Consider the following 3,526-nt stretch of genomic DNA (forward strand, 5'->3'; position numbering starts at 1 on the left):
GTGTCGGACTACCTCGACGTCGATCCGATGTTCGGCTCGATGCGCTCGTTCGAGACGCTGGTGGAATGCGCGCATTCGCTGGGGCTGCGCGTGATGATCGACCTGGTGCTCAGCCACARCTCCGACCAGCACCCGTGGTTCGCCGCGAGCCGCGCCGACCGCAGCAACCTGCAGGCCGACTGGTATGTGTGGGCCGATGCGCAGCCCGACGGCACGCCGCCGAACAACTGGCTGAGCATCTTCGGCGGATCGGCCTGGCAGTGGGACACGCGGCGCGAGCAGTACTACCTGCACAACTTCCTGGCCAGCCAGCCGGACCTGAACTTCCACACGCCGGCCGTGCAGGACGCGCTGCTGGAGGTGGCGCGCTTCTGGCTGGTGCGCGGCGTCGACGGCTTCCGGCTCGACACCGTCAACTTCTACACGCACGACCGCCAGCTGCGCAGCAACCCGCCGCAGCCCGCGGGGCAGTTCGCGGGCGCAGCGCACCGCAGCAACCCGTATGCGTGGCAGCGCCACCTGTACGACAAGACGCAGCCGGAGAACCTGCTCTTCATCGAGCGGCTGCGCGCGCTGTGCGACGGCTTCCCCGGTGCGGCGCTGCTCGGCGAGATCGGCGACGACCAGCAGTACAAGACGCTGGCCGAGTACACGGCTGGCGAGCGGCGCCTGCAGATGGCCTACGTGTTCCGGCTGCTGGAGCGCGACTGCTCGGCACGCCACCTGGCCGGCGTGCTCGAGGAGTACCTGCGCGACGCGAGCCGCTCGCGGGTGTGCTGGTCGATCGGCAACCACGACGTGGAGCGCGTCGCGTCGCGCTGGTCGGCGTGGGGCGCGACGGCGCGGCAACGTGCCGAGCTGGCCGCGGCGCTGCTGCTGTCGCTGCCCGGCGGCAAGTGCATCTACCAGGGCGAGGAACTGGGGCTGACCGAGGTCGACGTGCCGTTCGAGCAGCTGCGCGACCCGTTCGGCATCACGATGTGGCCGCAGAAGATGGGCCGCGACGGCTGCCGCACGCCGATGCCCTGGACGCGCGCACCGGGCGCCGGCTTCACGACCGGCACGCCGTGGCTGCCGATCGCCGACGAGCACCTGCCGCTGGCGGTGCGCGAGCAGGTGGGCGACGCGGGGTCGCTGCATGCGTTCTACGTGGACTGGCTGGGCTGGCACCGCCGCGAGCGGCTGCTGCGCGACGGCACGCTGCAGTTGCTGGCGCCCACCGACCAGGTGCTGGCCTTCGAGCGCGTGGCGGGTGGCGAGTCGCTGATCTGCGTGTTCAACCTGTCGGGCGAGCCGGCGGACTACCGGATCGACCGCCACGCGGTGGTGATCGCGGAGCGGTCGATCGGGGCGCGGCTGGAGGGCGGCGCCGTGCGGTTGGAGCGGTGCGGGATGTTGTTTGCGCGGGTGGGTGAGAAGGCGCGTTGAGCGACCATGGCTTGCGGTCGATGAGACCCGGGAGCGGCGATTGACTTGCAGCACTCGCCACGGCGAGGGACATTCCCGAGAGCCCGCCTCGGTGCGCTTTCGTATAGTCCCCCGATGCCCACCCCGCACCGCATCCTGGTCCTCGACGACGAGCGCGACGTGCTCGACTGGATCGGCGCGGTGCTCACCGATGGCGGCCTGCAGGCCACCGCGGTGCAGACCGGCGCCGAGATGCAGCGCGCGCTGCGCGAGCGCCCGCATTCGCTGGTGATGCTCGACCTGAAGCTGCGCGGCGAGGACGGCCTCGCGATCGCGCGCGAGCTGCGCCGCAGCTCCACCGTGCCCATCATCATGATGAGCGGCAAGGGCGACGAGGCCGACCGGGTGCTGGGGCTCGAACTCGCCGCCGACGATTTCCTCGTCAAGCCGATCTCCGGGCGCGAACTGCTGGCCCGAGTGCGCGCCAGCCTGCGCCGCTCGACCGAGCTGTCGCAGCCGGCCRCCCGCCCCGACGACCCGGTGCACGAGCGCTACCGCTTCGGCGACTGGGTGCTCGACCGCACCGCCCGCACGCTGGCGCGCAGCAGCGGCGAGCCCTGCGAGGTGACGCGCGGCGAGTTCGCGCTGCTCGCCGCGATGGTCACGCAGGCCGGCCGCGTGTGGGCGCGCGACGAGCTGCTGTCGCAGTTCCGCGGCACCGAGACCGAGGCCTACGACCGCAGCGTCGACGTGCTGGTGCTGCGACTGCGCCGCAAGATCGAGCCGAACCCGCGCCAACCGGCCTACATCCGCACCGAGCGCGGCCAGGGCTACGTGTTCGGCGTACCGGTGACACGCGGCTGACCCGTGGACGCTGCCGCCACGCGGGATGCCGCCGCACCGCCCGGCGAGATCCCCGCCCGCTTCGCGATCCGCACCCGCCTGCTCGCCACCTTCCTCGCGCTGCTGCTGCTGACCATCGTGCTGGCCGTCACCGGCATCGCCGGCATGCGCCACAACCAGCGCGCGCTCGACGACTTCGAGGCCGGCGTGATGCCCGAGATCGCGCGCGTGCTGGAGCTGGCCGAGAAGGTGTCGCAGCTCGCCGCCGTCGCGCCCAGCATCGCCGACAGCGACCTGCAATCGCCCAGCCGCAACGACAGCCAGCTGGTGCGCGTGCTGCTCGGCGAGATCCGCCGCCTGTCGGGCGATCTGCCGACGCAGGCCGATTCGCGGCTGGAGGCCACCGCGATGCTCGACGGCATCGACCGCGACCTGACCAGCCTKCTCGCGCTGTCGAGCGAACGCCGCCGCCAGCAGGCCCAGCTGCGCAGCCAGCGCGACACGCTCGACGCGCTGGGCGACCAGCTGTTCCGCAACCGCGTGCGCGTGCAGCGCGACGGGCCGAGCCTGCAGTCGATCTGGAGCACGCTGGTCGCCGCCGAGCTGGCCGACGAGTACACGACCCTCGGCCGCAGCGAGGCCGACGTCGAGGCGCTGTGGGTGTTCGCGCAGCAGGCCGGCGAGGACCGCCGGCTGCCGGCGCTCGCCGCCGCGCTGCAGGCGCTGTGCTTCGGCGACGACGGCGCGTTCCAGCTGCGCCGCCGGCAGCTGCGCACCGAGCGCCAGCTCAGCACCGTGGTGCAGCTGATGCGCAGCCATTCGACGCAGCTCGGCGCGCGCGCCAGCGCCTACGTGGCCGAGCTGCGCAAGGTGTCGACCGAGCGGCGCGACACGGTGCGCCGCACGGTGGCCTCGGGCGCCTCGGCGCTGGTGCTGGTGAGCGCGCTGTCGGTGCTGACGGCGCTGGCCGGCGCGCTGTACGTGCAGCGCGTGCTGCGCGACCTGCAGGCGATGACGCGCACGATGACGCGGCTGGCCGGCGGCGATGTCGCGCAGCCGAGCACCGCGATCGCGCGCCCCGACGAGATCGGCGAGCTGGCGCGCGCCTTCCAGGTGTTCCGCGACCACCTGCTCGAGAAGCAGCGGCTCACGCAGGGCCTGCATGCGCAGGGCCGCCTGCTGGAGAGCGTGTTCCACGGCATGAACGACGGCTTGTCGGTGTACGACGCGGGCGGCACGCTGGTGGTGTGGAACCAGAAGTTCGAGAGCCTGCTGC

The 3,526-nt window shown here is 72.4% G+C and carries 3 protein-coding genes; all 3 read left to right on the top strand.

What is annotated here, in order from left to right:
- A partial coding sequence (locus AC1D15_RS22540; protein ID WP_477827719.1) for an alpha-amylase family glycosyl hydrolase occupies nucleotides 1-1,428 on the top strand: 1,428 nt, incomplete at its 5' end.
- A 114-nt stretch (nucleotides 1,429-1,542) separates the two neighbouring features.
- The gene (locus AC1D15_RS22545) at nucleotides 1,543-2,271 is read left to right on the top strand and encodes a response regulator (RefSeq protein WP_477827720.1); all 729 of its coding nucleotides are present in this window, start codon (nucleotides 1,543-1,545) and stop codon (nucleotides 2,269-2,271) included.
- A 3-nt stretch (nucleotides 2,272-2,274) separates the two neighbouring features.
- Nucleotides 2,275-3,526, top strand: a 1,252-nt coding sequence (locus tag AC1D15_RS22550) for a HAMP domain-containing protein (protein WP_477827721.1), incomplete at its 3' end; no start/stop codon positions are given.

The sequence above is a fragment of the Rhizobacter sp. P2_H2 genome (assembly GCF_056403375.1).